Annotated in this window: 18 protein-coding genes; 13 read left to right on the top strand and 5 right to left on the bottom strand. The window is 70.7% G+C overall.

The window, feature by feature from the left end; genetic code table 11:
• Window positions 1-235: 235 nt before the first annotated feature.
• From AB0C03_RS03630 to AB0C03_RS03620, 3 genes are all read left to right on the top strand, one after another.
• On the top strand, window positions 236-1,606 hold the full coding sequence (locus tag AB0C03_RS03630) for a phosphatidate cytidylyltransferase (RefSeq protein WP_357633989.1): 1,371 nt from the start codon (window positions 236-238) through the stop codon (window positions 1,604-1,606).
• 104 nt (window positions 1,607-1,710) lie between these two features.
• Complete coding sequence (rlmN, locus tag AB0C03_RS03625) at window positions 1,711-2,868, top strand: dual-specificity RNA methyltransferase RlmN (protein WP_030335187.1); 1,158 nt, start codon at window positions 1,711-1,713, stop codon at window positions 2,866-2,868.
• A gap of 31 nt (window positions 2,869-2,899) precedes the next feature.
• Window positions 2,900-4,048: a DivIVA domain-containing protein gene (locus tag AB0C03_RS03620; protein ID WP_357633985.1), complete on the top strand. Its 1,149-nt coding sequence runs from the start codon at window positions 2,900-2,902 to the stop codon at window positions 4,046-4,048.
• An 84-nt stretch (window positions 4,049-4,132) separates the two neighbouring features.
• Here AB0C03_RS03620 and AB0C03_RS03615 read toward each other — a convergent pair whose 3' ends face one another.
• Complete coding sequence (locus tag AB0C03_RS03615; RefSeq protein ID WP_036412111.1) at window positions 4,133-4,354, bottom strand: DUF2631 domain-containing protein; 222 nt, start codon at window positions 4,352-4,354, stop codon at window positions 4,133-4,135.
• A 269-nt stretch (window positions 4,355-4,623) separates the two neighbouring features.
• Here AB0C03_RS03615 and AB0C03_RS03610 point away from each other — a divergent pair, with 269 nt between their 5' ends.
• Window positions 4,624-6,204, top strand: a complete 1,581-nt coding sequence (locus tag AB0C03_RS03610; RefSeq protein WP_357633981.1) for a Rieske 2Fe-2S domain-containing protein — start codon at window positions 4,624-4,626, stop codon at window positions 6,202-6,204.
• A 106-nt stretch (window positions 6,205-6,310) separates the two neighbouring features.
• Here the strand turns inward: AB0C03_RS03610 and AB0C03_RS03605 are convergent, their stop codons facing one another.
• Both AB0C03_RS03605 and AB0C03_RS03600 read right to left on the bottom strand, forming a co-directional pair.
• Window positions 6,311-7,906 carry a phytoene desaturase family protein gene (locus AB0C03_RS03605; RefSeq protein ID WP_357633977.1) on the bottom strand — a complete coding sequence of 532 codons (1,596 nt, stop codon included), beginning with the start codon at window positions 7,904-7,906 and terminating at the stop codon, window positions 6,311-6,313.
• Window positions 7,907-7,989: 83 nt separating this feature from the next.
• On the bottom strand, window positions 7,990-8,820 hold the full coding sequence (locus AB0C03_RS03600) for a YhjD/YihY/BrkB family envelope integrity protein (protein WP_030335179.1): 831 nt from the start codon (window positions 8,818-8,820) through the stop codon (window positions 7,990-7,992).
• Between the two features lie 51 nt (window positions 8,821-8,871).
• Between AB0C03_RS03600 and AB0C03_RS03595 the strand changes: the two genes are divergently transcribed.
• The 7 genes from AB0C03_RS03595 to ispG all read left to right on the top strand — a co-directional run bounded on the left by AB0C03_RS03595 (window position 8,872) and on the right by ispG (window position 18,653).
• A complete protein-coding gene (locus AB0C03_RS03595; RefSeq protein WP_030335177.1) occupies window positions 8,872-9,423 on the top strand; it encodes a GNAT family N-acetyltransferase in 552 nt (183 codons plus the stop codon).
• 447 nt (window positions 9,424-9,870) lie between these two features.
• On the top strand, window positions 9,871-13,554 hold the full coding sequence (locus tag AB0C03_RS03590; RefSeq protein ID WP_357633972.1) for a CARDB domain-containing protein: 3,684 nt from the start codon (window positions 9,871-9,873) through the stop codon (window positions 13,552-13,554).
• A gap of 151 nt (window positions 13,555-13,705) precedes the next feature.
• Window positions 13,706-14,164 carry a hypothetical protein gene (locus AB0C03_RS03585; protein WP_051708723.1) on the top strand — a complete coding sequence of 153 codons (459 nt, stop codon included), beginning with the start codon at window positions 13,706-13,708 and terminating at the stop codon, window positions 14,162-14,164.
• Window positions 14,165-14,318: 154 nt separating this feature from the next.
• Window positions 14,319-14,966, top strand: coding sequence for a Uma2 family endonuclease (locus tag AB0C03_RS03580; protein ID WP_051708722.1), 648 nt, complete (start codon window positions 14,319-14,321; stop codon window positions 14,964-14,966).
• A 43-nt stretch (window positions 14,967-15,009) separates the two neighbouring features.
• Complete coding sequence (gene dxr, locus AB0C03_RS03575; RefSeq protein ID WP_030335169.1) at window positions 15,010-16,221, top strand: 1-deoxy-D-xylulose-5-phosphate reductoisomerase; 1,212 nt, start codon at window positions 15,010-15,012, stop codon at window positions 16,219-16,221.
• Entirely contained in the window at window positions 16,221-17,471 is a 1,251-nt protein-coding gene (locus AB0C03_RS03570) for a M50 family metallopeptidase (RefSeq protein WP_030335167.1), read from the top strand. Before dxr ends, AB0C03_RS03570 begins: the two co-directional genes overlap by 1 nt.
• A gap of 9 nt (window positions 17,472-17,480) precedes the next feature.
• Window positions 17,481-18,653 carry a flavodoxin-dependent (E)-4-hydroxy-3-methylbut-2-enyl-diphosphate synthase gene (gene ispG, locus AB0C03_RS03565; RefSeq protein ID WP_030335165.1) on the top strand — a complete coding sequence of 391 codons (1,173 nt, stop codon included), beginning with the start codon at window positions 17,481-17,483 and terminating at the stop codon, window positions 18,651-18,653.
• Between the two features lie 183 nt (window positions 18,654-18,836).
• Here the strand turns inward: ispG and AB0C03_RS03560 are convergent, their stop codons facing one another.
• Window positions 18,837-19,433: a PadR family transcriptional regulator gene (locus tag AB0C03_RS03560; RefSeq protein WP_030335162.1), complete on the bottom strand. Its 597-nt coding sequence runs from the start codon at window positions 19,431-19,433 to the stop codon at window positions 18,837-18,839.
• 112 nt (window positions 19,434-19,545) lie between these two features.
• Between AB0C03_RS03560 and AB0C03_RS03555 the strand changes: the two genes are divergently transcribed.
• Window positions 19,546-20,799: an MFS transporter gene (locus tag AB0C03_RS03555; RefSeq protein WP_030335161.1), complete on the top strand. Its 1,254-nt coding sequence runs from the start codon at window positions 19,546-19,548 to the stop codon at window positions 20,797-20,799.
• A 5-nt stretch (window positions 20,800-20,804) separates the two neighbouring features.
• Window positions 20,805-21,644 carry a GNAT family N-acetyltransferase gene (locus AB0C03_RS03550; protein ID WP_030335160.1) on the top strand — a complete coding sequence of 280 codons (840 nt, stop codon included), beginning with the start codon at window positions 20,805-20,807 and terminating at the stop codon, window positions 21,642-21,644.
• Between the two features lie 431 nt (window positions 21,645-22,075).
• Here the strand turns inward: AB0C03_RS03550 and AB0C03_RS03545 are convergent, their stop codons facing one another.
• The gene (locus tag AB0C03_RS03545) at window positions 22,076-22,639 is read right to left on the bottom strand and encodes a hypothetical protein (RefSeq protein WP_357633964.1); all 564 of its coding nucleotides are present in this window, start codon (window positions 22,637-22,639) and stop codon (window positions 22,076-22,078) included.
• Window positions 22,640-23,507 lie beyond the last annotated feature (868 nt).

Here is a 23,507-nt window from a genome sequence, read left to right as displayed (position 1 = left end):
CGGGTGTGCGTCGCTGGGCACGGCCCGGCGGCGAGGGATGGGGTCGGTCGGCGTGCCTCGTCCGCCGTGCCGGTCCGGTGTGTGCAGTAGGCTCGGCAGGATTCCCGGCCACCGGGTGGTGAACACCGGGGATCGACCGACCGTCGGGGCGGTCAATCGGAGGAACATCGCACGTGTAGGGGATGCTTGTGGTCTTGCGTCATGTGGTGGTTCTCGTGCCGCGTCGCGGTGCGTGATGTCCCACCCCGACCCCTACGGCAGTGAGCCTCGCGGCTGGGACCGGCCGGAGCGCCCCGTGGCGCTGCCGTGGCCGGACCAGGAGCTGGAGGCCGGCCAGTGGAGCCGCCGTCCGGCCGCCGGCCCCGAGCTGTACGCCGAGCCGCACGCCCGGCCGTACGCCGACCCGCGCCCCGCTGACCCGTACGACGAGCGTGGCCGCCCGGTCCGTCCGGACGACCGCTTCGACGACCGCGACCGGCATGTTCGGTTCGACGACCGGAACCAGCCCGACCGGTACGACGACCGGGGTCGTGGCGACCGGTACCTCGATCGTCCCCCCGCCGCTGGCGACGGGCCGCCCCGGTACGACGGCCCGGACCGTGGGCGCTTCGACGAGCCGGGCCCTGTCGACGGCCCTCCCGCCGGTGTCGACGACCCGGGGTACCCGACCGAGCTGCTCGAGCCCGTCCGGGCCGAGGTGGTGCCGGACGAGGCGCCGACGACCGGTCGACGGCCGAAGGGGCGACGTCGGGCCAGCCTCGACCGACCGGCCACCCAGCAGGTGGGCACCGGGCGCGCCGGGCGCAACCTTCCCGCGGCGATCGGGGTGGGGCTCGGCCTCGGCGCGCTGATCGTGGTGCCGCTGGTCGTCTACCCGTTGGCGTTCCTGCCGGTGATCGCCGCCGCGGTCGCGGTCGGCATCTGGGAGATGGCCCGGGCGGTCCGGCGCAGCGGCGCGCACCCGCCGCTGGTGCCGCTGATCGCCGGTGGCGTGTTGACGGTGGGGCTGGCCTGGTTCGCCGGCCCGGACGCGCTCAGCCTGGGGCTGCTGGTCACGGTGCTGGGCACCATGATCTGGCGGTTGGGTGACGGGCCGGCGGGCTTCCAGCGGGATCTCACCGCGGCCACCCTGATCGCCGTCTACGTGCCGTTCCTGGCCGGTTTCGCGGCGTTGCTGGCGGCGGCCCCCGATGATGGCCCGCTGCGCATCCTGGCCACCCTGATCGGGGTGGTCCTCTCGGACACCGGTGGGTACGCGGCCGGGGTCTCCTTCGGCAAGCACCCGATGGCCCCGTCGATCAGCCCGAAGAAGTCCTGGGAGGGCTTCGCTGGCTCGGTCAGCGCGGCGGCGGTGGGCAGCGCGTTGCTGCTGTGGCTGATGTTCGAGGTGGCCCCCTGGTGGGGTGCGCTGTTCGGGGTGGCCGTGTCCTGCGCGGCGGTCCTCGGCGACCTGGCCGAGTCGATGATCAAGCGGGATCTGGGCGTGAAGGACATGAGCAACCTGCTGCCCGGCCACGGCGGTCTGATGGACCGACTGGACTCGATCCTGTTCGCGGTGCCGACGGCCTACCTGCTGTTGGCGGTCCTCGTGCCGGTGGTGGGCTGAGGTATGAATCACGGCTACCCGGTCCTCCGGCTCCGGTGGTCGCGCCCCGTTCGACACCTCCGGACCGGCGCCCGCCGCCGACGGCGTGACACACTGGACCAGCCATGACGAGCCTGCCCTTGATCCCCGCCACCTCGGTCGCCCCCGCCGCGCGCCGGGCCTCCATGCCCCCTCAGCACCTCGCTGACCTGGACCTGGCCGGCCGCCAGGCGCTGGTTACCGGGTTGGGGGAGCCGGCCTTCCGCGCCAAGCAGGTCTCCAACCACTACTTCGGGCGGCTGGTCCGCGACCCGCAGGCGATGACCGATCTGCCCGCGGCGACCCGGGAACGGCTGGCCGACCAGTTGCTGCCGCCGTTGCTCACCCCGGTGCGCGAGTTGGCCTGCGACGACGGCGCCACCCGCAAGGCGCTCTGGCGGCTGCACGACGGTGCGCTGGTGGAGAGCGTGCTGATGGGCTACCCGGACCGGGTGACGGTCTGCATCTCCAGCCAGGCGGGGTGTGGCATGGCCTGTCCGTTCTGCGCGACCGGCCAGGCGGGGCTGACCCGCAACCTGTCGACGGCGGAGATCGTCGACCAGGCGGTGTACATGGCCGGGGTGGCCGCCTCCGGCGTGGTGGCCGGCTCCCCACCGAGGCTGTCGCGCGTCGTCTTCATGGGCATGGGCGAGCCGCTGGCCAACTACAACCGGGTGATCGCGGCGATCCGTCGGCTGGTCAGCCCGGCTCCGGAGGGGCTCGGTCTGTCCCAGCGGCACATCACCGTTTCCACGGTCGGCCTGGTTCCTGCCATCCGCCGACTGGCCAGCGAAGACCTCTCAGTGACCCTTGCGTTGTCGTTGCACGCGCCCGATGATGATCTGCGCGACGAACTCGTGCCGGTAAACCAGCGCTGGAAGGTAGCCGAGGTGCTGGACGCAGCGTGGGACTACGCCGCCCGGACGGGCCGCCGCGTGTCGATCGAGTACGCGATGATCAAGGACGTGAACGACCAGCCGTGGCGAGCCGACCTGCTCGGTCGGCTGCTGGCCGGCAAGTTGGCCCATGTGAACCTCATTCCGCTCAATCCGACGCCGGGCAGCCGCTGGGACGCGAGCCCGAAGCCGGTCGAGCGGGAGTTCGTCCGGCGGTTGCGCGAGGCCGGGGTGTCCACCACAGTTCGGGACACCCGGGGCCGCGAGATCGACGGCGCGTGTGGCCAGCTCGCCGCCGCCGAGGACAACGACACCTTCACCGACCGCGCCGGAGAGGCACCGGCGTGACCGGGCGTGGCGAACGAGACCAGGAGACATAGTGGCGAGTCAGGGTCAGCGTTTCCGGCGCAAGGCGCTCCGCCGGGGATACAAGGTCGACGAGGTGGATGCCTTCCTCGACCGGGTCGAGGCGACGCTCGACGGCCGACAGGTCGGCGCCCCGGTGGCCTCCCAGGAGGTTCACGACGTCGTCTTCCGGGTCCGCTTCAACGGCTATGACGAGTGGCAGGTCGACCTGCACCTGGATCGGGTCGAGCGGCAGCTGGCCGAGCTGGAGGAGCGCAACAGCGCCGGGCGCGGTGCCGACCCCCGGATGGGCCCACCGGACCGGATGGGGCCGCCGATGCGGGATGACCGGGGCATGGTTCCGCAGCCGATGCCGCCCCGGCCGATGCCCGCGCAGGCCGGCCCGCCCTACGGTCGCTACGACGAGCCGACCGGTGCCTTCGCCGGTGGGTACGATGCCCCTCGCGGCGGTGGTTACGACGCGCCACGTGGCCCGGCCGGCCCTCCGATGGGCCCCGGTGGCCCGATGGGCCCCGGTCCGATGGGCGGCCACGGCATGCCGCAGCGCGGCCTGCCCGCCGGCCCCAGTGGGTACGGCCCGGACGACCAGCGTGGGCCCGGTGGGTACGGCCCGGACGACCAGCGTGGCGGGTACGGCCCCGACGACCAGCGCGCGCCCGGCGGTTATCCGCCGCCGCCGGAGGAGCCGCGCTTCGACGGCTTCGAGGCCGGGCGGCACGGTCGCGCCGACATGACCGCCGAGATCCGGATGCCGGAGCGGGACCTGCGCGACATGCGTCGTGGTCCGGCCGGTCCGCCTCCGCTGCCGCAGCAGGGCATGGGTGGCCCGCCGATGGCCGGCCCGCCAGCGGTCGCCGGCCCGCCGATGGGTGGCCCGCCCATGGGTGGCCCCCCGATGGCTGGTCCGCCCGGCAGCGACCTGTACCGGGTCGACCAGATCCGCCGTAGTTTCCAGGTGCGCCGGTTCGGCAGCGGGTACGACCCCGACCAGGTGGACCGGTTCTTCGAGACGCTGCTCGGTGGCATGCAGCGGCGCAACCCGATGCCGGTCGACCCGAAGGACCTGGACACCCTCCGGTTCGGCCTGGTGCCGGGTGGCTACTTCGAGGCCGAGGTCGACGCCGCGCTCAAGGACGTGCAGGACATCCTCTTCGGGCGCTGACCCCGACGCGTACGGACGAGGGCCCGTCCCCCGGGTGGGGGCGGGCCCTCGGCGTTCTCGGCCGGCGTCCGGCGGTGGGTCGGGTCAGGAGCGCAGACCGCTGCGCCGCAGCACGATGTCGCCGATCACGATGATCAGCAGCAGCGCGGCCAGGCCGATCAGCCAGATGTCCTCGACCCTGCCCTCGTGGTTGCCGCAGATCATCGCCAGCAGCGCCAGTGCGGACAGCACGGCGCCGATCTGCCCGGCCTTGCGGTGCCCAGGCTTGTGCTGGTCTGGCGACGTTACCGGCTCGCTTCCTGCCACTGTCGGTCCTTCCCTCGCGATCGGATCTTTCGTTAGTCTGGCACGCCTTGCGTCAGGCCCGGCGCAGGGTCCGGCCAGTTGAGGGAACGGCATGACTCGCGGGGAGAGCCGGGAGCTGTCGAAGGCCGCCCACGGGGCGTAAGCGGCGAGGGGCGGGCGGCCTGTTGCGGGCGGGCCGAACGGCACTACCGGCGTCGCGGGGCGGTGGTCAGACTCGCTCCGGTAGCGTTTGGCGTACACCTGATTGTCTGTTTGAGGGGGACTGTGCGGTGCGAGTGACCGGAACCGGGCACGCCAGCATGCGGATCGACACGGCTGCGGGCAGCATCCTGTGCGACCCGTGGGTCAACCCGGCCTACTTCGCCTCGTGGTTCCCTTTCCCGGACAACTCACTGCTGGACTGGGAGAGCCTGGGTCAGGTCGACTACCTGTACGTCTCCCACCTGCACCGGGACCACTTCGACGCGAAGCACCTGCGGAACTTCGTCTCCAAGGACGCCACCGTCCTGCTCCCCGAGTTCCCCACCTCGGAGATGGAGGACGAGTTCCGGGCGCTGGGCTTCACCAAGTTCCTGAAGGCGCCCAACGAGCAGGTGGTGGAGCTGCCCGGCGGCCTGAAGATCATGATTCAGGCGTTGACCAGCCCGACCGATGGGCCGATCGGCGACTCGTCGCTCTGGGTGGAGTACGACGGGGTGCGGCTGCTCAACCAGAACGACGCCCGCCCCACCGACCTGAGCGTCTTCGCCGAGTTGGGGCACGTGCACGCGCACCTGCTCCAGTTCTCCGGCGCGATCTGGTACCCGATGGTCTACGAGCTGCCGCAGGCGGCGAAGACCGCGTTCGGCAAGCAGAAGCGGGACCGGCAGTTCGACCGGACCTGGCGCTACATCGACGACCTGAAGGCGTCGCACGTCTTCCCGATCGCCGGCCCGCCGTGCTTCCTCGACGACGCCCTGTGGCAGTTCAACGACATCCACGGCGACGAGGGCAACATCTTCCCCGACCAGTCCGTCTTCCTGTCGGAGTACGCCAAGGTCGGCGGCACCAACGGGATCGTGCTGCTGCCGGGCAGCATCGCCGAGGTCACCACCGAGGGTGCGAGCACCACCCACCCGGTGCCGGTGCAGGAGTTCTTCGCGAACAAGGTCGCCCACCTGGAGGAGATGCGGGAGCGCAAGCGCCCGATCATCGAGGCGGAGAAGGCGTCCTGGCGGCACCCCGAGGTGGACGTGCTCGGGGAGATGAAGCGTCGGATCGAGCCGCTGCTGGACGAGTCGATCTACCTGGCCAAGGGGGTCGGCGGTCCGGTCCGCTTCGACCTGGTCGGCTACGACGGCGAGAGCGTCGAGTCGATCGTGGTGGACTTCCCGGGCAAGGAGGTCCGACCGTACGCCGAGGAGAAGGTCCGCTACCGGTTCCGGACCGACCGGTCGCTGATCGAGCACCTGCTCTTCATCGACGAGGTGGACTGGGTCAACTCGCTCTTCCTGTCCTGCCGGTTCTCGGCGGCCCGGATCGGCCAGTACAACGAGTTCGTCTACGCGTTCTTCAAGTGCCTCTCCGAGGAGCGGCTGCAGTACGCCGAGGGCTGGTACGACGAGCACGAGCGCACCACCGACGCCGAGGACATCACGTTGGGCGACTGGGTGGTGCAGCGCCGCTGCCCGCACCTGAAGGCGGACCTGACCCGCTTCGGCATCGTCGAGGGTGACCAGCTCACCTGTCAGCTGCACGGCTGGCGCTTCGACCTGCCCAGCGGCCGCTGCCTGACGAGCGTCGGCCACAAGGTGCGCGCCCACCGCGTGGACGCCGAAACCCCCGCCCCCGCCGGCGAAGCAGTGATCTGACCCCCGGCCCTCACCCCACGGCCTGGTTGATCGTGAAGTTGTTGCCTGCCACGGCGGCGTGTCGTGGCGGTAACTTCATGATCAACGGCGCGACGGGCTGGGGGAGCTAGGTCGATAGGTCTTTGAGGATGCGGCGGGCGGCGTTGTGGCCGGCTGCGCCGATGACGCTGCCGGCCGGGTGGCAGCCGGCGCTGCCGGCGTACACGCCGTCGATGCCGGTGGCGTAGGGCATCCGGTCGGTGAACGAGACCGTGTTGTCGACGTGGTGGATGTGCCCGCCGGTGATGCCGAAGTGCTCCTCGATGCCGGGCGGCGGCAACGGCACCGCGTCGGCGATCAGGTCGGCGGTGCCGGGGGCGTACCGCTCGACGATCCCGATCAGCCGGTCGACGTAACCGGGCAGCGCCGCGTCCCAGGTGGTGCCGGCCAGCTCGTACGGGACCGACTGGACGAAGAGCGCCGACGAGTGGTGCCCGGCCGCGTCGGAGAGCGACGGGTCGACTGTGGTGTGCAGGTACCACTCGATGGTGGGCTCCGCCGGCAGCCGCCCGGCCTGGACGTCCGCCCACATCGCGCGCAGCGCGGTCATCGGCGACGCCTCCGCCCCGCCGACCAGTGACGCCGAACCGGGCAGCAGGTGGATTGTCGAACCGAACGGGCTCGGCGTACCGTCCGGCAGGCAGGAGAACCGGGGCAGCCCGGTGAGCGCCAGGTTGAGCTTGAGCGTGGTGCCGGGCCGGCGGACCGCCGCCATCCGTTCGCCGAGCCGCGCCGGGAGCGCGCCGTCGGGCAACAGCTCCATCAGCCGGTACGGGTCACACGCGCCGAGCACCACCCGGGCGGCGACCTCCCGACCGTCGGCCAGCACCACTCCGCTCGCCGCGCCGCCGTCCAGGGTGACCGCGCGTACCGGCGTACCGGTCAGGATCGTCGCGCCGGCGGCGCGCGCGGCCTCGGCGAACGTCCGCGAGACGGTGCCCATCCCACCTTCGGCGATCATCCAGGTACCGCCGGATCCGGGCAGCCGGCACATGTTGTGCACGAGGAAGTTGTGGCCGGTGCCGGGGTCGTCCGGGCCGGCGTTGAGCCCGGACAGGCCGTCGGTGACCGCGTACATGCTGACCAGCAGCTCGGAGCGGAACTCGAACCGGGCCAGGTAGTCGGCGACCGAGCCCCGCACAAGATCGACGAAGACCGCGCGCAGCGCCGGGCGGACGTACCTCTCGGCGGTTTCCTCGACGGTCAGCGGCTCGGCCAGCCAGGCCGGCGCGAGGTCCTCCCGCAGCGCGGCCAGCTCGGCCTGCATGGCGTCGTCGGCGGCCACGTCGGCGGGGGAGAAGAACTCGGCGAGCTGTGCCCGGGTGGCGGCGGTGTCAGTGCCGAAGAGCAGGTACGGCGAGCCGAGGCCGCCCGGGGTGGGGAGGAAGTAGTGCGGGTCGCGGCGCAGCACCGGAATCCGCACGTCGAGCGTGGCGAGCAGCTCCGGGGGCATCAGCCCGAGCAGGTACGAGCCGGTGGAGTGGCGCAGCCCCGGCACCTTCGGGAACGGGTTCTCGGTGCGGGTCGCGCCGCCGATCACGTCGGCGGCCTCCAACACGAGGACGTCCAGGCCGGCACGGGCCAGCAGGACCGCGGAGACCAGACCGTTGTGCCCGGCACCGACGATCACGACGTCGGCCCGAGCCGGAATCTCACTGCTCATGCCACCGCACCCTAGTCCGCACCCCCCACCCCCGTCCTCGCAGCCGGGGCAGCGCGGGGAGCAGCGCGGGTGATCAAGAGGGGTCAGCGGGTGGGTTTGGTGCGCCAGTGGGAGAGGGCCAGGGTGGCGGAGTAGCCGGCCAGGACGATCACGTGGAACAGGTAGAGCCAGAGGAGTACGGCCACCCCCGCGCCGATCTCGTCGAAGCCGCCGAACGGCACCCCCAGATCCAGCGGGAGCGAGGCGAAGAGGACGAAGCCGTGCATGAAGCCGGAGAGGTTCGCCGCCGTGAACGACCCGATCCCGAGGGTGGAGAGCCAGTCCGGTGAGGCCGGCCCGACGACCCGGAACACCCACACCAGCACCGGCGTGAGCACCAGCCAGACCCCCAGGAACGACAGCACCACGCCCAGCACACCGAGCCAACCGCCCTGGCGTACGAGGCGGGTGGTGAGCGGGAGCGCCAGCAGGATCGACAGCAGCAGTGCGGGGGCCGGCGCGAGCAGTGGCAGCAGCAGGAGCCGGCCCCGCCAACCGACCAGGTGCTCGTCGGAGCGGGGCGCGGCCACCGAAACGAACGCCCGGCGCAGACCCTCGCCGTACAGCGAGGCGGGCAGCAGGGAGGCCAGCGCGAGCAGCGGGGTCAGCTCCACCCCGGCGTTGACGAGCGCGTCCACCGCCCGGGGCGCGCCGATCGCGGTGGGCAGGGCCTCCACGGCGTACGAGGTGAGCCGGCGTACCCGGTCGGCCCCGGCCACCAGCGAGGTGAGCCAGATCGCCAGCAGGGCGACCGGCACCACGGCGATCGCCCCGTAGAAGGTGATCGCGGCGGCGTGCAGCGACAGGTCCCGTCCGCGCACCGGACGGAACGCGGCACTGGTGATCCGTTTCGTGCGCTGCCATCCGTTGCCCATCGGGTCCTCCTTCCCCATCGTTGGGGCCGTCACTCCTTAAGATCGCCGGTCATGACTGTTCTCACCACCGAACGCCTGATCCTGCGTGACTGGACCGACGATCCGGCCGATCTGGCCCGGATCTACGACATCTACTCCCGTCCGGAGATCACCCGCTGGTTGGCGGTGTCGCCGGGCCTGCCGATGACCGACCCGGCCCAGGCCGTCGAGCGGCTGCGCATCTGGCAGCACCGGCACGCGGCGGACGGGGGCCGGTACGGCACCTGGGCGATCGAGGTGCGCGAGACCGGCACGGTGGTGGGCACGGTGCTGCTCAAGCCGATGCCGGGACGGGACGAGGCGGTGCTGACCGAGGACATCGAGACGGGCTGGCACCTGCACCCGGACTCGTGGGGTCACGGGTACGCCACCGAGGCCGCTCGTGCGCTCGTCGCGCGGGAGTTCGCCGCCGGAACCCGGGAGATCTACGCGGTGGTGTCGCCGGGCAACGAGCCGTCGATGGCGGTGGCTCGGCGGCTGGGCATGGCGCACGTCGGTCAGCGCACCGACTGGTACGGCGGAGAGCTGTTGGAGACGTTCGTCCTGACGGCACCAGATGACTGATCGTTCCCGTACGACCTGACGCAAGATCCGCGCAACTTCGGGGAAGGTGTGGCCTCCAGTCGTCGGGAGGTCGCACCTTCCCCGAAATCGTGGGCAGGTCAGCAGGGACGACGGCCATCAGGGCAGACAACTCCGTCAATAATCACGGGTGTCGAAGTGTTGACGCTCCCGTAGCACGTCAGTAACCTTTGGGCCAAAGTAGCGCAAGATTTCGACAAAGACATGCACGGTTCTGCGCACAGCCTCGGAAGATTCAACGGGCCTCCTCGGGGGCCCGTTGATGGTCGTACCCATCTGGTGTTCCCAGGACGAGCGGCGCCCCCGCGCCGCCCGTGCCATCCCGTCTCTCTCGGCACCGGCCCACCCGCGTCGGCCGGCGCTGCACCGCCGCACCCCCACCCCCGTGGTCACGCCACCGCGGCAACCGCCCCCGACGACAGGACAGTCATGAGACGAACGAATCTGTTCAGGATGGTGGCGGCCACGGCCGTCGCCGCGCTGATCGCCACGGCCGGGGCGACCGCCGTCGCGACCCCGGCCGCCGCCCGTCCCGCCGACACCGCAGCAGCAGCGACCAGTAGCTTCGCCCCGGCGGCCACCAACCTCGCGCAGGGCCGTCCCACCCAGGAGAGCGGCCACGCCGACGTCTACGACTCGTCGAAGGTCGTCGACGGCAACGCGGGCAGCTACTGGGAGAGCGTCAACAACGCGTTCCCGCAGTGGGTGCAGGTCGATCTCGGCTCGTCGCAGAGCGTCAACCAGGTGGTGCTGAAACTGCCGACCGCCGGTTGGGGGACCCGGACGCAGACGCTGAGCGTGCGAGGCAGCGCCAACGGCTCGTCCTTCACCGACCTGGTGGGGTCGCAGACGTACACCTTCAACCCGGCGAGCGGCAGCACCGTCACGATCAACTTCAGCTCGACGTCCACCCGCTACGTCCGGATCACCGTCACCGCCAACAGCGGCTGGCCCGCCGGGCAGCTCTCCGAGCTGGAGGTGTACGGCAGCGGCGGCACCAGCCCGGACACCACCGCGCCGAGCGTCCCGGGCACGCTGTCGCAGAGCACGTCGGGCAGCACGATCACGCTGAACTGGGGTGCCTCCACCGACTCCGGTGGTAGCGGGCTGGCCGGCTACAACGTCTACCGGGGCGGCAGCCTGATCGCGACGCTGGGCACCGTCCTGACCTATCAGGACACCCAGCCGGCCACGGCGACGGTGTCCTACTACGTCCGGGCCCGCGACGCCGCCGGCAACCTCTCCGGCAACAGCAACACCGTCACCCGGACCGGCAGCAACCCGCCCCCCTGCACCAACGTGGCGCAGGGCAAGAGCATGACGGCGAGCGGCTCCACCTTCAGCTTCACCCCGGACAAGGCGAACGACGGGCAGCTCGGCACCTACTGGGAGGGTGCGGCGAGTTACCCGCAGAACCTGACAGTGGCGTTGGGCGCGAACCACGCCATCTCCGGTGTCACTGTGAAGCTCAACCCCGACCCGGCCTGGGGCACCCGTACCCAGACCATCCAGGTCCTCGGTCGCGACCAGGCGTCGTCGGCGTACACCAGCCTGGTGTCGGCGGCGGCCTACCAGTTCGTCCAGGGCACCAACGTGGTGACCATCCCGGTCACCGCCACCACCGCTGACGTGCAGTTGCGGTTCACCGGCAACACCGGTGCCCCGTCCGGTCAGGTCGCCGAGCTTGAGGTGTGCGGCACCCCGGCGCCCAACCCGGACCTGGTGGTCAGCTCGGTGACCTGGTCGCCGGCGTCGCCCAGCGAGGTCTCGCCGGTCACCCTCTCGGCCGTGGTGCAGAACACCGGGTCGGCGTCCGCCGGCGCGACAACTGTGAACTTCAGCCTGGCCGGCGCGGTCGTCGGCAGCGCCTCGGTGGGTGCGCTCGCCGCGGGCGCCTCGACCACGGTGTCGTTCAACGCCGGCACCCGGCCGATGGGCAGCTACGCCGTCGCGGCGGTGGTCGACCCGGCGAACACGATCGTCGAGCAGAACAACGGCAACAACAGCTTCACCGCCGCGTCGCCGCTGGTCGTGACGCAGGCCCCGGGCCCCGACCTCCAGGTGCTCAGCATCGCCTCGAACCCGCCGAACCCGGCCGTCGGAGCGTCCGTCAGCTTCACCGTGGCGGTGCGCAACCGGGGCACCGCGGCGACCGGCACCACCACCGTCACCCGGCTGGTGGCGGGCGGCACCACGCTCAACGCCACCACCGCCTCGATCGCGGCCGGCGCGACGGCCACCGTGGCCGTCAGCGGTAGTTGGACCGCCACCAGCGGCGGCGCCACCCTCACCGCCACCGCCGACGCCACGAACGTGGTCACCGAGACCAACGAGACGAACAACTCGTTGAGCCAGTCGATAGTGGTCGGGCGCGGGGCCGCCGTCCCGTACGTCTCGTACGAGGCGGAGGCCGGTCGTTACCAGGGCACGCTGCTGGAGGCCGACCCGCTGCGCACCTTCGGGCACACCAACTTCGCCAGCGAGTCCTCGGGCCGCAAGTCGGTACGACTCACCGGCACCGGCCAGTTCGTCGAGTTCACCTCGACCAACCAGGCCAACTCGATAGTGGTGCGCAACTCCATCCCGGACGCCCCCGGTGGTGGCGGTATCGAGGCGACCATCAGCCTCTACGTCAACGACGTCTTCTCCCGGAAGTTGACCCTGTCGTCGAAGCACAGCTGGCTCTACGGCAACACCGACGGACCGGAGGCGCTCACCAACACCCCGCAGGCCGACGCCCGACGGCTCTTCGATGAGTCGAACGCGCTGCTGGCGCAGTCGTACCCGGCCGGCACCCGGTTCAAGTTGCAGCGCGACTCGGGTGACACCGCCGCCTTCTACGTCATCGACATGATTGACCTGGAGCAGGTGGCGCCGGCGGCGAGCCAACCGGCCGGCTGCACCTCGATCACCCAGTACGGTGCGGTCCCGAACGACGGGCTCGACGACACCGCCGCCATCCAGCGGGCGGTGACCGACGACCAGAACGGCGTCATCAGCTGCGTCTGGATCCCTGCCGGGCAGTGGCGGCAGGAGCAGAAGATCCTGACCGACGACCCACTGAACCGGGGTACGCACAACCAGGTCGGCATCAGCAACGTCACCATCCGGGGCGCCGGCATGTGGCACTCGCAGCTCTACACGCTCACCGAGCCGCAGAACGCCGGTGGCATCAACCACCCGCACGAGGGCAACTTCGGCTTCGACATCGACAAGAACACCCAGATCTCCGACATCGCCATCTTCGGCTCCGGCCGGATCCGCGGCGGCGACGGCAACGCCGAGGGCGGTGTCGGTCTGAACGGTCGCTTCGGCACCGGCACCCGGATCAGCAACGTCTGGATCGAGCACGCCAACGTGGGTGTCTGGGTCGGCCGCGACTACGACAACATCCCCGACCTGTGGGGGCCGGCCGACGGGCTGGAGTTCACCGGCATGCGGATCCGCAACACGTACGCCGACGGCATCAACTTCAGCAACGGCACGCGCAACTCGCGGGTGTTCAACTCGTCGTTCCGCACCACCGGCGACGACGCCCTGGCCGTCTGGGCCAACCCGTACGTCAAGGACCGCAACGTCGACATCGCCCACGACAACCACTTCGTCAACAACACCATCCAGTTGCCCTGGCGGGCCAACGGCATCGCCATCTACGGCGGCTACGACAACTCGATCGAGAACAACCTGATCTACGACACCGCCAACTACCCGGGCATCATGCTGGCGACCGACCACGACCCGCTGCCGTTCTCCGGGACGACGTTGATCGCCAACAACGGGCTCTACCGCACCGGCGGCGCCTTCTGGAACGAGGACCAGGAGTTCGGTGCGATCACCCTGTTCCCCGCCACCCGGGACATCGTCGGGGTCACCATCCGCGACACCGACATCATCGATTCGACGTACGACGGCATCCAGTTCAAGAATGGCGGCGGCAACATGCCGAACGTCGCCATCACCAACGTGCGGATCGACAAGTCGAACAACGGTGCCGGCATCCTCGCGATGGGCGGCGCGCGCGGCAACGCCAACCTCACCAACGTGACAATCACCAACTCGGCCGACGGCAACATCGTCATCCAGCCGGGCTCCCAGTTCGTCATCACCCCCTGATCGGCACGCGCTAGGTGACGTCGGGGTGTCCGCAGCGCGCGGGCACCCCGACTTCCGTGCTGTGGGGGTGACGATGCGGACGCCTCACGGCGGCGAGCCAGCCCGTGCAATGATCAAGACCAGCTCGCTGGGGGGAAGGCGGACAGACGGGATGGGTGTCGTCACGACCGGGCTCTGCCTCGCCGTACCCGCTCTGTTCCTGCTCTGGTTCTGGGGCCGACCCCTGCTCACCGGCCGGTGGAAGACTCCAGGCTGGTTCGTCGCGACGGCCGGCCTCTCGATCGTCGCCACCGCTGTCACGTGGTTCGTCGGGGCGTTCGCGGGTTCCTCCATGAGTTCGGCGGAGTCCTGCCGACAGGCCGGCGTCAACTACGACAGTGCCTACCGCGCCGCCCACTGGCGTGAGTCGTCGCGATGGTTCCCGCTGCACGATCGGTGCAACGCCACCCACGACCTGGTGCCCGCCTGGATCAATCCGGCCCTGGTGCTGCTGTCCCTGCTGGCCGTCCTCTGCGTCGGCGCAGCGGTGTGGCTGGCCGTCGCACGACGCCGGACCGAGGCCGATCGGGTGCCGGCCCGCAGATCTTGGACACTTTCCGTTCGGCGATGACGGAAAGTGTCCAAGATCTGCACGCGCCACGTGAGGCCGCGTGCCTCGATGTCGTCATCTCGGATCAACGGACCGGGTGTGCGATGCCGCGCTTCTGGGGCTGCGGTGACTAGGCTGACCTGAGCAGGATGGTCCGCTGAGGGGGTGAGCCCGGATGGCCCAGGCAGCGTTCGCGCCGGAGCCGGCGCCGCAGCACACCGAGCCGTCGTTCGACGTGCTGCGGTGGCACGACGAGCCGTGGACCGCGCAGCTCGCCCTCGACCTGTTGCCGGAGACCAACGGCCCCAAGGTTGAGGTCCTGAGCGGAAGCGTGATCGTGACACCACATGCCGGGTATGACCATCAGGACGCGGAGCTGGGTCTCGCCTATCTCCTCAAGCAGGCGGCCCGTCGGGCGAAGCTGTGGCTCTATCTCGAGACGAACATCGTCTCTGGCGAAGATCTCTTCATCCCGGACATCGTCATTCTCGACGCTCCTGGCGGCGGCCGAACGACGATGGACATCAGGCACGCCGTGCTTCTCGGGGAGATCGTCTCGCCCGGAAACCGGCGCAAGGACATCATCGACCGTCCGCGCGAGTACGCCGCCGCCGGTGTGCCGTTCTTCCTCCGGGTCGACCTGCGCAATCGGGTGCCCACCATCGCGCTGTACGAGCTGACCGAGGGGGAGTACCGGCCGGTGGCCGCCGCCGCGGCCGGGACACCCTTCGTGATGCGCGAGCCGTTCGAGTTCACCATCGACCCGGACGACCTGCTCGGCGAGGAAGCGCCCCCGGAAGAGTCGGCGGACGGCGAGGCCTGAGGCTCCCAGCGGGCGTGCAGCCCGGGTGGGGAAGAATGGCTTCGTGACTTCCCCCCGCGACCTCGTTCTGCTCGGGTCCACCGGCTCGATCGGCACCCAGGCCATCGACATCGTCCGGCGCAACCCGGACCGGTTCCGGGTCGTCGCCGTCGGTGCCGGCGGCGGCAATGTCGAACTGCTCGCCACGCAGGCCCTCGAACTGGGCGTCGAGGCGGTCGGGGTGGCCAAGGCGTCCGCCGCGCAGGACCTGCAACTCGCGTTCTACGCCGAGGCGAGCCGGCGCGGCTGGGCCACCGGCGACTTCAAGCTTCCCAAGATCGTGGCCGGCCCGGACGCGATGACCGAGCTGGCCCAGTGGCCGTGCGACATCGTGCTCAACGGGGTGGTCGGCTCGCTGGGCCTCGCTCCTACGCTGGCCGCGCTGCGCGGTGGTCGTACCCTCGCGCTTGCCAACAAGGAGTCGCTGGTGGCTGGCGGCCCGCTGGTCAAGGCCGCGGTGACGCGGCCGGGGCAGATCGTGCCGGTCGACTCGGAGCACTCGGCGCTGGCCCAGTGCCTGCGCTCCGGGGCGCGCGGTGAGGTGCGGCGGCTGATCGTCACGGCCAGCGGCGGCCCGTTCCGGGGTCGGCGGCGCGACGAGTTGACGCAGGTCACGCCGGAGCAGGCGCTCGCGCACCCGACCTGGAACATGGGGCCGGTCGTCACGATCAACTCCGCGACCATGGTCAACAAGGCGCTGGAGGTGATCGAGGCGCACGAGCTGTTCGACGTGCCCTACGCCGACATCACCGTGATGGTGCACCCGCAGTCGGTGATCCACTCGATGGTCGAGTTCGTCGACGGCTCGACGATCGCCCAGGCCAGCCCACCGGACATGCGGCTGCCGATCGCGCTCGGCATGGGCTGGCCGGACCGGGTTCCCGAGGCCGCCACCGCCGTCGACTGGACGGCCGCGCACACCTGGGAGTTCGCGCCGCTCGACGACGAGGCGTTCCCGGCCGTCGCCCTGGCCAAGGCCGCCGGGGAGGCCGGGCGCTGCCGCCCGGCGATCTACAACGCGGCGAACGAGGAGTGCGTGGCCGCGTTCGTGGCGGGCCGGCTGCCGTTCCTCGGCATCGTCGACACACTCGAACGCGTGTTGGAGGAGGCTCCGGACTTCGACGAACCAGGTACCGTCGAGGACGTGCTCGCGGCCGAGTCGTGGGCGCGCGCGCACGCGCAGGAGATCATCGCGGGTTCGGTGGAAGGAGCTTGATGTCGTACCTGCTCGGGGTGGTCCTCTTCGCCCTGGCCATTCTCATCTCGGTGAGCCTGCACGAGGCCGGTCACCTGCTGACCGCCAAGGCGTTCGGGATGAAGGTCACCAAGTACTTCGTGGGTTTCGGCCCCACCATCTGGTCGTTCCGCCGGGGTGAGACGGAGTACGGACTCAAGGGCATCCCTCTCGGCGGCTTCTGCAAGATCGTCGGGATGACGCCGCAGGACGACGACGTCGAGCCGGGCGACGAGTCGCGGGTGATGTGGCGCTACCCGGTCTGGAAACGGACGATCGTGATGGCCGCCGGGTCGATCACGCACTTCGCGCTCGCCCTGGTCACCATCTGGATCCTCGCCGTCTCCGCCGGCCTGCCCAACCCCGACTTCCCGACCACCGACGCGCAGGCCCGCCAGGAGCCCGCCGTCATCCAGCTCAGCGATTGCGTGGTCCCGGAGAACGCGGTGCGGGCGTGCACCTCCGCCGACGCGGCCAGCCCGGCCGCCCAGGCGCAGTTGAAGAACGGTGACCGGATCACCTCGATCAACGGCACCCCGATCGGCAACTACGGCGACCTGCTCACCACGCTGCGCAGCCTCAAGCCGGGCGAAACCGCGCAGATCGCGTACGTCCGCGACGGGCAGCCCGCCACCACCAGCACGGTGCTCGCGCAGACCCAGCGCCCGCCGCTGGACGATCCCAACGGCACCGCCGCGCCGGTGGCCGCGCTTGGCGTCGGGCTCGTTCCGAGCACGCCCACCCGCGTGACGTACGGCCCGGTCGGCGCCTTCGGCGCCACCGCCGACTTCACCGGTGACCTGGCCGTCGGCACCGCCCAGGCGCTCCAGCGCCTCCCGCAGAAGGTCCCCGCCCTGTGGACCGCCCTCACCGGCGGCGAACGGGACGTCGACACCCCGATCAGCGTGGTCGGCGCCAGCCGGCTCGGCGGCGAGGCGGTGGAGAACAACGCCTGGCTGGTCTTCTTCATGCTCTTCGTGTCGCTGAACTTCTTCATCGGCGTGTTCAACCTGCTGCCGCTGCTCCCGGTGGACGGCGGCCACATCGCCATCGCCTGGTTCGAACGGGCCCGCTCCTGGGTCTACGCGCGGATCGGTCGGGCCGACCCCGGCCGGGTGGACTACCTCAAACTGATGCCCTTCACGTACGTGGTGATCCTGATCGGTGGCGCGTTCACGCTGCTGACCATCGCCGCGGACGTCGTCAACCCGATCACGCTCTTCTCAAGGTGAGTGCCTGAAGTGACAGCTATCAGTCTCGGTATGCCCGCCGTGCCGCCCCCGTCGCTCGCACCCCGTCGGGCCAGCCGCCAGATCATGGTCGGTTCGGTTCCGGTCGGTGGTGGTGCGCCGGTGTCGGTGCAGTCGATGACCACGACCCTCACCTCCGACGTCAACGCGACCCTTCAGCAGATCGCCGAGCTGACCGCGTCCGGCTGCCAGATCGTCCGGGTGGCGGTGCCGTCCCAGGACGACGTGGAGGCGCTGCCCGCGATCGCCAAGAAGTCGCAGATCCCGGTGATCGCCGACATCCACTTCCAGCCCAAGTACGTCTTCGCCGCGATCGACGCCGGCTGCGCGGCGGTCCGGGTCAACCCGGGCAACATCCGCCAGTTCGACGACAAGGTCAAGGAGATCGCCCGGGCCGCCGGGGACGCGGGGGTGCCGATCCGGATCGGCGTCAACGCCGGGTCGCTGGACAAGCGCCTGCTGAGCAAGTACGGCAAGGCCACCGCCGAGGCGCTTGTCGAGTCGGCGCTGTGGGAGTGCTCGCTCTTCGAGGAGCACGGCTTCCGCGACATCAAGATCTCGGTGAAGCACAACGACCCGGTCGTGATGATCCGGGCGTACCGGCAGCTCGCCGAGCAGTGCGACTACCCGCTGCACCTCGGCGTCACCGAGGCCGGGCCGGCGTTCCAGGGCACCATCAAGTCGGCGGTCGCCTTCGGCGCGCTGCTGGCCGAGGGGATCGGCGACACGATCCGGGTGTCGCTCTCCGCCCCGCCGGTGGAAGAGATCAAGGTCGGCAACCAGATCCTGGAGTCCCTCGGTCTGCGCGAGCGCGGCCTGGAGATCGTCTCGTGCCCGTCCTGTGGGCGGGCCCAGGTGGATGTCTACAAGCTCGCCGAGGAGGTCACCGCCGGTCTGGAAGGGCTGCCGGTGCCGCTGCGGGTCGCCGTCATGGGCTGCGTCGTCAACGGTCCGGGTGAGGCTCGGGAAGCCGACCTCGGCGTCGCCTCCGGCAACGGCAAGGGCCAGATCTTCGTGAAGGGGCAGGTCGTCAAGACGGTGCCTGAGGCGCAGATCGTCGAGACGCTGATCGAGGAGGCGCTGCGGATCGCCGACGAGATGGGCGCCGAACTCCCCGAGGAGCTGCGCGGGCTGGTCACCGGCCCGACCGTCACCGTGCACTGATTTTCCATCTGGACGAAGCGGCCGTTCCCCATTCGGGGAACGGCCGCTTCGCGTCAGTGCTGCTGTGGTTTTCGTGGGTTGTGGCGCTCGTGCTCGTGGTGATGTTCGCGTCTCGTGGTGATGTTCGTGTCTCGTGGTGCGTTCGTGTCTGTGGCGCTCGGGCGTCGTGGCGCGGTGCTGGCGTCACTCGGATTCGGCGAGGATTGCGTACAGCTTGCGTCGGGTCTCGTCGAGCACCTGAGCGGCCCGCTCGCGCTGGTCGTCGGTGCCGTGCATCATCACCTGGCGCAGGGCGTTCATCGCCTGTGCGCCGGAGTCGCGGATGTCGTGCCAGCTGCTCACCGTGCCCTGGGCGACGTCCGCCCACGGCGGGGTCTGCGCGGCCTCGGTGGCCTCGGCCTGACCGGCCTCGCTGACGGTGAACCGCTTCCGCCCACCACCGGACTCCTCGGTGCTGGCGACGATCACGCCCTCGTCCTCCAGTAGCTGGAGGGTGGGGTAGATCGAGCCCGGGCTCGGCCGCCACGCACCGCCGGTGCGGGAGTCGATCTCCTGGATCATCTCGTAGCCGTGCATCGGCCGCTCGGTGAGCAGGGCCAGGACGGAGGCGCGGACGTTGGGGCGTCGGCCCCGACCCCGTCCACGGCCCCGGCCGCCCCAGGGGCCGCCGCCGGGTCCGTGCTCGTGGCCATGACCGTGCGGGCCGGGCGGGACCGGCGGGAAGCCGAATCCCCGCATCCGGGCTTCGTGCATCGGGTGGTGCTGTCGGTGGAACCTCATCGGGCTCTTCCCTTCGGAGGACTATCGCTGATGCATCAACGATATATCGGCAATGCATCGTCGGCAACCAGCGGTTCCCAAACCGTACGTACGTCTTGCTAAAGTCTCGGTCATGCGCCTGCTACCCCCGCCGGGTCCGTCCCGGGTCCTCACCCTCGGCACCCTGGTCAAGACCGTCGGGCGGGGCCTCTGGCTCGTCGCCAGCGCGCTCTTCCTCACCCGGTCGGTCGGCCTCTCGGCAACCCAGGTGGGCATCGGGCTGACCATCTCGGCTCTGGTCGGGGTGCTGGCCAGCACACCGAGCGGCTACCTGGCCGACCGCGTCGGCCCACGTGGAGTGCAGGTCGGTGCGCTGTTCGCCGCCGGCACCCTCACCATCGGCCTGATCGCCGTCCGGTCGCTGCCCACGCTCGTACTGGTGGGAGCCGCCACCGCGCTCGCCGACGCGATCGAACGCGGCGCCCGCGGCGCGCTGATCGCCGGAGCGATCCCGGCCGGCGAGCGGGTCCGCACCCGCGCCTACCTGCGAGCCACCACCAACGTCGGGATCTCCGTCGGTGCCGTCCTCGGCGGCTTCGCCATCGCCGCCGACACCCGCACCGCTTACGTCGCGCTGATCCTGGCCTCGGCGGCGACGTCACTGGCCGCGGCGGTGATCTTCCTCCGACTGCCGACCGTCGCCCCGGTCGCCGCCCCGGCGCACGGCCCTCGACTGGTCGCCCTACGCGATCGCCCGTTCCTCGCCTTCACACTGGTCGACGGGCTGATGTCGATGCACTTCAGCCTGCTCACCATCGCCCTGCCGCTGTGGATCGCCGGCCACACCCGGGCCCCCGCCTGGATGATCTCCGCGTTGACGCTTGTCAACACCGTGCTGGTGGTGCTCCTTCAGGTCCGCGCCGCGCGTACCGCCGCCACAGTGCCCGGAGCCGCCCGCGCCGCCCGTCGAGCCGGCGTCGCCATCGCCCTGGCCTGCGTACTCTTCGCCGCCAGCGGTGCGCTGCCCACGGCCGGCGCGGTGAGCCTGCTCGGCCTCGGGGCGGTCGCCCACGTCACCGGTGAGCTGTGGCACTCCGCCGCCGGCTGGGGCATCTCCTTCGGGCTGGCACCGGCGGACGCCCAGGGGCAGTACCAGGGCGCGTACGGCATGGGCTACGAACTGGGCAAGATGCTCGCGCCGGTGGTGGTGACCTCCCTTGCGCTCGGCTGGGGCGTACCCGGCTGGCTTGTGCTCGGTGCCCTGTTCCTCCTGCTCGGAGCCCTGGTGCCCCCGGTCGTCCGATGGGCCGGGCGGACGCCGCCCCGTGAAGCCGGTGCCGGCCTTGTCACTCGACCGGCGGAGCGGGGGGTCAATCTGGCAGGCTGATAGTCGTGCTGACGGTGCCGGTACGCCAACTGGGGGAATCGGAGCGGCGCGCGGTCGAGCGACTGCTCGACCATGACCCGTTCGCGGGCGCGCAGGTCGCCGAGCGGATCGCCGCGCGCGGGCTCTCCTGGTGGCGGGCCGAAGGCAGAATCCTGGGGTACGGAGCCCGCCGCAACCTCGAATCACTCTGCTGGCTCGGCGGCAACCTGACCCCGGTGCTGGCCAGCGATGCCGCGGTGGGCGCCTTCGCCGACCTGCTCGCCGGCGAGGAACGGCTCTGCTCCTCCATCGTCGGCCGGGCCGACGCCGTCCTCGGGCTGTGGGACCGCCTCTCCGACACCTGGGGGCCAGCGCGAGACGTCCGCCCCAATCAGCCGCTGCTGGTCACCGACACGCTGCCACCCGTACCGGCCGACCCGGAGGTACGCCAGGTCCGCTCCGGCGAGGTCGACCGGCTCTTCCCGGCGGCGGTAGCCATGTACACCGAAGAGGTCGGCGTCTCCCCACTCGCCGAGGACGGCGGACGCAGCTACCGCCGGCGGGTCAACGACCTGGTCCGGACCGGTCGCGCGTACGCCCGCATCATCGACGGCAAAGTGGTGTTCAAGGCCGAACTCGCCGTTGTCACCAAGCGGACGGCGCAGATCCAGGGCGTCTGGGTGGCACCGGAGTGGCGGGGCCGGGGGATCGCCACCGCCGCCATGGCAGCCGTGGTGCGCGACGCGCTGCTGCGGGTCGCCCCCACCGTCAGCCTGTACGTCAACGACTTCAACCTCCCGGCCCGCCGCGTCTACGAGCGCTGCGGCTTCCAGCCGATCGGCACCCTGGCCACCGTCCTCTTCTGACCGCTGCGGGTGGGCCGCGGTGGGGTATCCCTGCAGATCTTGGACACTTTCCGTCAGGGCGGAACGGAAAGTGTCCAAGATCTGTAAACGAACGCTGCTTGATGAGGCCATCCGAGCCGCCCGGTGACCCCCTGCATGGCCCACCCCCACCATCACGGCCGGCGTCCCGGTGTCCCGGCGTCTGGCATTGCGGGGTCCGGTGTCTGTCGTTCCGGCGTCTGGCGTCTGGCGTCTGGCGTTCCGGGTCCGGCGTCTGTCGTTCCGGCGTCCGGCGTTCCGGTGGCCGGGCGTCTGGCGTCAGGTGGTCAATGGTTCGGGTGCCGGGCGGTCGATGGCAATGCAAAGGCCGCTGGCCGGCACCCCGGGTTGCGGGTGCCGGCCAGCGGTCGGTGTTCTCACGGTCCTACCGTGCGGTGGCGCGGTGGTGCGGGTCAGCTGTTCCAGTGCTGGGCGACGAGGTCGGTGGCCTGCTGCTCCCACTGGGCGTAGGCGTCCGGGTAGGCCGAGACCTGCACGGTCTGCGCGGCGTCGGTCAGCGGCATGTCCTGCCACCCGTCGACCTGCTTGAGGCCCTTGAGGAACGCGGTCGTGGAGTACTCGGGGTCGGTGATCTGCTCCGGGGTACCCCAACCCGAGCTCGGGCGCTGCTGGAACAGGCCCAGCGAGTCGTGGTCGTTCTTGTCGCCGAGGTGGCCCAGGTTTTCCAGCTTGGACTCCTGCAGGCTCGTCGCGATGGAGATGACCGCGGCGCGCTCGGGCAGGCCGGCCTTCTTCGTGGCGGCGATGATCGCCTTGACGTTGGCGGTCTGCTCGTCGTTGAGGGTGATGTGCGACTGGTCGCCCTGCGGCTTCGCCGCCTGCACCGCCACCGCAGTGGCGGCGGGCTTGGCGTCCACTACCGGGTTGGCGTGGGCCGCGATCGGGCCGGCGAACACACCACCGGCGAACGCGAGACCAGCAACGGACAGCATGCTCTTACGGAAGATCGTGTTCATGGGGGTAGCTCCTTCGGGGGTAGGAACACCCGAACCGCCAAAGGGGGGAACGGCGGCGGGGTGTGAGCACCTCGTCCGGCGCTGCACAAACAAACGGGAAAAGTCTGAGGGGTCGGCGACTTCACGGGCGCGGGGGCTCGTGGCGCCGGGGTCCAGGTGTAACGACCGGGGGGCCGGGGTCATTCCGGGGTGGCCCATCCCGTCGGCACCCACGGGGAGGCGGTGCCTGCGGTCGATCGTGGGGGTCACAACGACCGGGCGGCCGGGGTCATTCCCCGGTGGCCCAACCTGTCGGCACCCCCATCACGGCGGTGCCTGCGGTCGGTCGTGGGGACCATAACGACCGGGTGGCGGGGGGCATTCCACCCTGCCGGACCTCGGATCCCGCGCCCGTGAAGACCGGGCGGCGGGAGGTGCTGCTGCGATCGTCAGGGTGTGTAACGACCCCGGCCCGGCCACGATTCCCGCCTACGGGTGCGCCCGGTCACCACCCACAAACACCCCACGACCCGACACACCACCCACACGACAACGGCCCCACGGCGCCGAAGCGGCCCGCACGCCCGTGATCCACTCGGGTTCACGGAAACCGGGGTATCCGGGACGCCGGGACACCCCGACTTCATGAAACCCGAGTCGATCAAGAACCACGAAACGCCCCGTCGGGTGTGCGGCCGGGCGTACGGGTCGTCCGGGCCGTGCCGTGCGGTAGGGGCGGGCCCGGGACGGATGGTCGATGGCGGACGGGGCCGATGGGTGACGGCGGACGGGGCCTGGGCCGGTCCGCCGCTGCTCCTGGCTGAACCGGCGGAGGCCCTGCTCAGGACCGGAAAATCGGTTGAGTTGACGGGTTGGCGCCGGCAGGCTG

This window comes from Micromonospora parva (genome assembly GCF_040649675.1).
GTDB classification, from domain to species: Bacteria; Actinomycetota; Actinomycetes; order Mycobacteriales; family Micromonosporaceae; genus Micromonospora; species Micromonospora parva.
The sequence above is the reverse complement of the archived record's forward strand: the minus strand, read 5'-3'. Positions and strand labels throughout refer to the sequence as shown.